This window comes from uncultured Mucilaginibacter sp., from assembly GCF_903893715.1.
Lineage (GTDB): Bacteria > Bacteroidota > Bacteroidia > Sphingobacteriales > Sphingobacteriaceae > Mucilaginibacter.
In genome coordinates this window covers 1-6,321 of the sequence record NZ_CAITNG010000055.1, presented here as the reverse complement: position 1 = coordinate 6,321, position 6,321 = coordinate 1, and the positions used below count along the sequence as shown (strand labels likewise).

The window sequence follows — 6,321 nt, the reverse complement described above, 5'->3', positions numbered from 1 at the left end:
TCAAATTAATAAAATTTTTTATGAAGAAACTTTTCGCGCTCATTTTTTTTTCGCACCTTTTTTTTGCCGGTCAGGCGCAAATCTTATTGCCCTCGATGCGCGGTATTTTTAATGCCCACATACCGGCTTCTATTTATCACGGTGGTAAAGGTTATGGCGATGGCGAAAAAAGTGTTATTCCGAGTATCTGCCCGCCTTTTTTAGTGCAAAGTATTTATTACGGCGGGCTCGGTACCGGCGATATTGAGCAAAATATAATACAGAGCAATTGTGCGTCATTGATCGTTCAGGGAATTTATACTGGTGGCACAGGTACCGGCGATAACGAAAAGGGGGTATTGCAAAATAGTTGTATGCCATTACCGTTACAGTCAATTTACTTTGGGGGTACTGGCTACAGCTACACAGTTAATGTGTTGATTCAAATGGTTTGCCATTAGTAAGTCAATGTTAAAATTAATCCGATCGATATTTATAAGCCAAAAAAAAATAGTTCGCATGGCCTACAAAAATCACAAAAGGAAAAAATGAATAAAAAGTGTTTTATGCTGTTTTTATTGGCATTGTGTACAGCATTATCACAAAAGATATGGGCTCAGGGTAAACTTGTATCGCCCGAGGGTATAATCTTCCAGGCGATAGCGACTGATGCGCAGGGCAACCCCGCAGCGGGACGGATGATTTATGTTCAGGATGCGATATTGCAAAAAACGGCCAGTGGCAATGTTGTATATGCCGAATCGTTCCAGGTAGTGGCTTCAACCACCGGAGTGTTTACCATAGTTATAGGTAAAGGGGCCGTTTTGTCCGGGCCTGCTTCCATCGGTAGTGTAGACTGGTCGGCAGGGCCATATTTTTTAAATATCAAGTCAGCGCTGGCGCCGTCAATACACGGTACAGATTGGAAACCCGCGTATGTTGATATGGGTACATCGCAGTTTTGGAGCGTACCTTACGCCCTGCATGCAGCAAGTGTTGACGGAATAAATTTCCCGGCGACAAACGGCGTAAACGGGCAAGTTTTAACCACCAACGGCATGGGGAAATTAAGCTGGACAACACCTACATGCTATAGCTTGCCTATTGCCGGTGCTACAGCATTAGGCGGGGTAAAGGTTGGAGAGTCTTTATCTATTGATGCCAATGGGGTATTAAACGTAACCAAAGGAATAATAGGTGCAACCGGGCCTCAAGGGCCAATAGGGCTTACTGGTGCTACGGGGCCACAGGGTATTCAAGGTTTGCCGGGTATTATTGACGCTTCAAAATACCTGCAATTGTCGGGCGGCACGCTAAACGGAAATTTAAGTATCAGTAAAAGTCCTTATTTGATAAGCGGAAACATAATGATAGGGCATGAGGCAAACACGGCTACCGAAATAGTTTATTTTGCTGCCAATAATGCAGGAGTTTGTGGTTATAACAACAGCTTTTGGAAACTTTACCATTCAGGTACAGGTAACGATGCTATTACATTTTCAACAGTCGATGGAAGCGGGACTTTTACCGGTGATGTGAAAGCGCCTACATTCAGCACAAGCTCAGATAAACGTTTAAAGATAAATATTATACCAGTAAATCAGGCAATGGAAACAATTATGAAACTAAATCCTGTTCATTACAACAAGAAGAGCACATTGTCGTCATCTGACTACAATATGGAAGAAAATGGCTTTGTCGCCCAGGAGATAAGGAAAGTAATGCCATTTATTGTGAGTGAAACTTTGGATAAAGACAAGCTGTTATCAGTAAATTATACCTCCATTATACCGCTTTTAACAAAAGGCATTCAAGAGCAGGAAAAACGAATAAAAATACAACAAACAAAAATAGATTGATGATTTAAAGTCTATTTTCAATCAACTCGTTAACTTCAAGCACCAGAAAAAACGGAAGAAAAGTGGACATTACTGACCTTTTGTTGGTTTATTATGAAATGCTTTTATTTTATTGATTTTGTGCTATATCCAGCCATTACCAATGTTAATGCTATTAATATACTTCCAGAATAGGTTTTTGTTTACGTGTTATTTGCACCGTTTGTTGAAACATAATCGCATTGCGCAAAAAGCGTTTTTGACACTAACAATAGTAGTATTATCGACAGCGTAATGTTACTGTATTTTTATTTTTATAAACCTTCCAAGTAACAAAATTTATAATTTCCTATTTAATGAACAATTCGTAGCTCCAAATAGGAAGCAATCCAACTTCATTTAAAGATTAACAATTAATAACAACATGAAAAAGGGTAATTAACTCATATTATCTCATCATGTCTCGTTTAGAATAGAAACAAAATTAAATACAGCAAATATCACTTGGAATTCCCAAAACATAGGGCAACTTTATTTTTTGATATTTATTTTAGTCGTTAACTATTAATTTTAGTAAATAGTGCCGATAATTTATTTCCTTTTTTGTTGAATTTTACTGTCTTTATTCTTAGATTTAATGAACTAAACTTTGGAACATCAGGTTCTACCTATTGTCAACAATTATGAGAATTGTTTTACCTGTCCTTATGATTCAATCGCAATTTTAACGCATTCATATCCTCCTTCAATTTCCTCTCCACCACCTTAGCATAAATCTGAGTGGTTGTAATTTTTGTATGCCCTAACATTTTGCTCACGGTTTCTATGGGTACACCGTTTGAAAGTGTAATTGTCGTAGCGAAAGTGTGCCTTGCCAAGTGAAAGGTTACATTTTTAGTAATGTTGCACACCTCCGAGATCTCTTTTAAATAGCTATTCACTTTTTGATTGGACATTACCGGGAAAACTTTACCTCCTGACAGCGACCGGATATTGGCCTTGTATTTATCCAATATTTTTAGTGCTTGCGGTAATAGTGGCACATTAACAGGTATCATTGTTTTTTCACGGCAAGTTCTAATCCACTTTTCGCCATCAGTACCGGCAACAATATGGCCTGGTGTTAAATTGATAACATCCACATAGGATAATCCTGTATAGCAGCAAAAAACAAACAAGTCCCTAACCATATCAAGGCGTTCTATGGTAAATACTTTCTTTTCCATATCAGCCAGTTCTTTTTCGGATAGTTGTTCCCGGTTCACCTTTTGTATCTTCAACTTATAAGCGGCAAAAGGGTCGTTATCGATCCATTGCAGGTTCATTGCCAGGTTGACCATTTTTTTAAGCCGGATGATGTGCTTCATCACACCATTGTTGTTGATCTGCTTTTGGTGATCCTTTGGTTTATGGTTACGTAAATAAACTTCAAAGTCTTTTACAAATTTAAAATCGAGCTGATGCAAGTAAATATCAGACGATTGGTGCTGTTCGTCCAGAAACTTCACCAAATACCGCTGGGTGACATAATAATGTTTAAGGGTACTCCACTTCAAATCCGTCGTAGAAGTTTCATTATGGTAGATAAAAAGGCGACTGAGGGTATAAACTTCCTCTTCTGCTCCCAAATACAGGTCTTTCACTGCTTTGGCTGAAAGCATTTTACCTTTAAGCTGCAACTGCTTGTAGTTATTGCTTATGGTGTTACGGACCTCTCCCAAGTAATTGTTAATGGATTTAACCTCATCCTTGTTGCCTTTAGCAGTTCCTTTACCGCTATCCCAATTTTTTGGATCGACATTATGTTTGAGCGCAATATAAGCCCTTTGCTTATTTACGGTTACGCAAGCGTAAATGGGTTCTTTTCCGTCCCTGGCTTTGTCCGGGCGTGTGGTAAAATGGATACCGAATGACTGTGATGTTTGCATAAAATTTAATTTTTAAGTTTAAAATGCTCAATAAACACCCTGTTTTTAGGTAACAAAAAGGTAACACAGAATCGTCTAAAAAGACTGAATTAAACAAACTTTTATCGCTGTAATTAACTGTATGTCAATTCGTTGAATTGGTTTGTGTTACCTAAGTTAAAAATTAAAAACAGGTAGTCGGATAGGTAACGAGAACTTTGGCTTTCTTGACGGTTGTTGAGGGGAGAATAAATAAAAAAACCCTCTAAATCAGCGATTTAAAGGGTTTTCGGGGGTGGATATTTTGCACTTTGTGCGCCCACCTGGGCTCGAACCAGGGACCAAAAGATTATGAGTCTTCTACTCTAACCAACTGAGCTATAGGCGCCGGTATTGTTGGTTTTAATTTCGGCTGCAATTTTACGCAAATTCACCCGAAATGCAAAAACTCATTTCATTTTTTAATGATAACACTTGTTTAACTTACGCTAAACAAGTGTCGGTCAAGTATTTATTTACCCACTTCTATAATATGGAACGAACCTGGTATCTGCCTTGGTCGGCCACCGGCAGGGTTCGGCTCAGTTTTAGCAGCCGGTAAATACAAATGATGCGTTACCAGGTCTATACCAATGGTACGGGCGCTTGGCTCGGTGGTAATATTCTCCACAAACTCAAATTTATCAGCGCTTACTTCCCTAACCGCGCTGATGGTACCTTCGCCGTTTGACGCGTAAGCCATTTTCAATCCCGGATCGAACACTACGCCGTCGGTGCCACCTATGGGTGCTGTACCTACAGTTTTACCATTCGAGGCGTCCATAATCACCATAGTTTTGGTATCGCCGCAACCGATAAACAAACGATTAGTCTTGCGGTCAATATCCAAACCACTTGGCGACTCGCCACCATCTATTTTATAACGGGTTATTTCTTTCCAGGTGGTGGCATCAATTACAATTACCGTACTGGTACCTTCGCCGTTTATAAATATTTTACCCTTTCCGTCTGATACCGCGGTCTCCGGTTTATCATTTAAGGGTACTGTTGCCACAACTTTTTCTGTAAACGGATCAAATACCGTTGCATCTTTACTGCGGCCGTTGCAGGTAATGATCTTTTTCGAAAAATCATCATAAAAAATTGCATCGGGGTTTTGGCCTACCGGTATTTTAGCTAAAACCTGGAAGGTTTTCAGGTCAAAAATATCAATAGTGTTAGAGCGCCCGGCGCTTATGTACCCTTTCCCTAAAGCTTTCACCAATGCAATACCGTGTACGCCTTGCGTAGGTACAAAACCTATGGAATCGCCCGTAGTGCTGATGATATTGATCTGGTTTCCGTGCGATGTATAAACACGTTTTGAGGCACCATCCGCTAAAATGTAGTCCCAGCCTCCGGGGCTTTTTATCGAATAGTCGGCAAGTACCTTAAATCCGGTTTTTTGTTGTGCAAATGCGCCGATGGCTGCACCAAATAATAGCGATAACGCTATAGTTTTCTTCATTGAGTTCATATGCTGGTAATTTTTGATGCTATTTAGTAAATAATTCTGTAGCAAAACTGAATATCATAACAATGATACAATAAAGCTAACCGGCAAGTAAATTTAGTAACATAAATTGCTTGTGTAAAAATAACTACGATATATTAGCAGGCAAATTAACGTGGCTATGCATCACATCAAAAACATCATTTTCGATTACGGCAACGTCATCTTCAATATCGACTTTTCGCTCGCACAAAAAGCATGGACGGCTTTGGGCGTAACCAACGTAGAGTCCTTTTTTGGTCATGGCCAGCAGAGCGCCCTGTTCGACGCGTTCGACAAAGGCGAAATAACAGCCGCACAATTCCGCGACCAGATACGCCTAATCACCAATAACGATACCCTAACCGACTTGCAAATCGACAATACCTGGAACAGTATGCTGCTGGGCATACAACCCGGCACGCACCAACTACTGTTGCAACTAAAAGCAAAATACCGCACTTTTTTACTGAGCAACATCAACGCCATCCATTACGACCATATCATGGGCTACCTCAAACGTGAGTTCGATATGGAAGGCAATACCGACCTTTTCGAAAAAGTGTATTACTCCCACTTTTTAGGCATGCGTAAACCCAATGCCAATATCTTCGAATTTGTATTAGCCGATAGTAAACTCAACCCCACCGAAACACTCTTTATCGACGATAGCCCCCCACACCTGGCCACCGCCCAAAAACTGGGAGTTCAAACTTTCCTGATGAAGTCTCCCGATACCTTAGCTGCCTATATCGAACGCGAAAAGCTGTTGATGTGATATGGTAGTATTTGCAACTAAACCCAATAAAACAGTGTTCATTATGGGTAAATATGGGTGTTTGCTACTATGTGCAAATGAGTAATTGTGCCCATGTGCAAATTACTTTTTACTTCTTAACGCTTCGCGCTTAGCTCTATGCGCTTTGTGTCACGTCCTGAAAAAAGTTGACTGATTTGGTGATACAATTATTGTTAATTAAGTTGACTATTTATTAAAGGTTTTACTTCTCTTTTATAAGTTTTTATTTTGATGTTTTTTTGCATGTGCATTTGTTTAGGTGTAAGC

Annotated in this window: 5 protein-coding genes and 1 tRNA gene; 3 read left to right on the top strand and 3 right to left on the bottom strand. The window is 39.7% G+C overall.

The features are described 5' to 3' along the window. Both QZX97_RS07375 and QZX97_RS07370 read left to right on the top strand, forming a co-directional pair. The coding region (locus QZX97_RS07375; RefSeq protein WP_295664526.1) for a hypothetical protein at nt 1-440 on the top strand (440 nt) is incomplete at its 5' end. A gap of 87 nt (nt 441-527) precedes the next feature. Next, a complete protein-coding gene (locus QZX97_RS07370) occupies nt 528-1,838 on the top strand; it encodes a tail fiber domain-containing protein (RefSeq protein ID WP_295664524.1) in 1,311 nt (436 codons plus the stop codon). Nucleotides 1,839-2,512: 674 nt separating this feature from the next. Here QZX97_RS07370 and QZX97_RS07365 read toward each other — a convergent pair. The 3 genes from QZX97_RS07365 to QZX97_RS07355 form a co-directional block, all read right to left on the bottom strand. After that, a complete protein-coding gene (locus QZX97_RS07365; protein ID WP_295655720.1) occupies nt 2,513-3,745 on the bottom strand; it encodes a site-specific integrase in 1,233 nt (410 codons plus the stop codon). A gap of 293 nt (nt 3,746-4,038) precedes the next feature. Then, nucleotides 4,039-4,112: transfer RNA gene (locus QZX97_RS07360), tRNA-Ile, on the bottom strand. 123 nt (nt 4,113-4,235) lie between these two features. Then, nucleotides 4,236-5,231 (bottom strand): YncE family protein, encoded by a 996-nt coding sequence (locus QZX97_RS07355; protein ID WP_295664522.1) that lies wholly within the window; start codon nt 5,229-5,231, stop codon nt 4,236-4,238. A 166-nt stretch (nt 5,232-5,397) separates the two neighbouring features. On the opposite strand from QZX97_RS07355, the gene QZX97_RS07350 reads away from it, so the two are divergent. After that, on the top strand, nt 5,398-6,033 hold the full coding sequence (locus QZX97_RS07350; protein WP_295654099.1) for an HAD family phosphatase: 636 nt from the start codon (nt 5,398-5,400) through the stop codon (nt 6,031-6,033). Nucleotides 6,034-6,321: the final 288 nt, after the last annotated feature.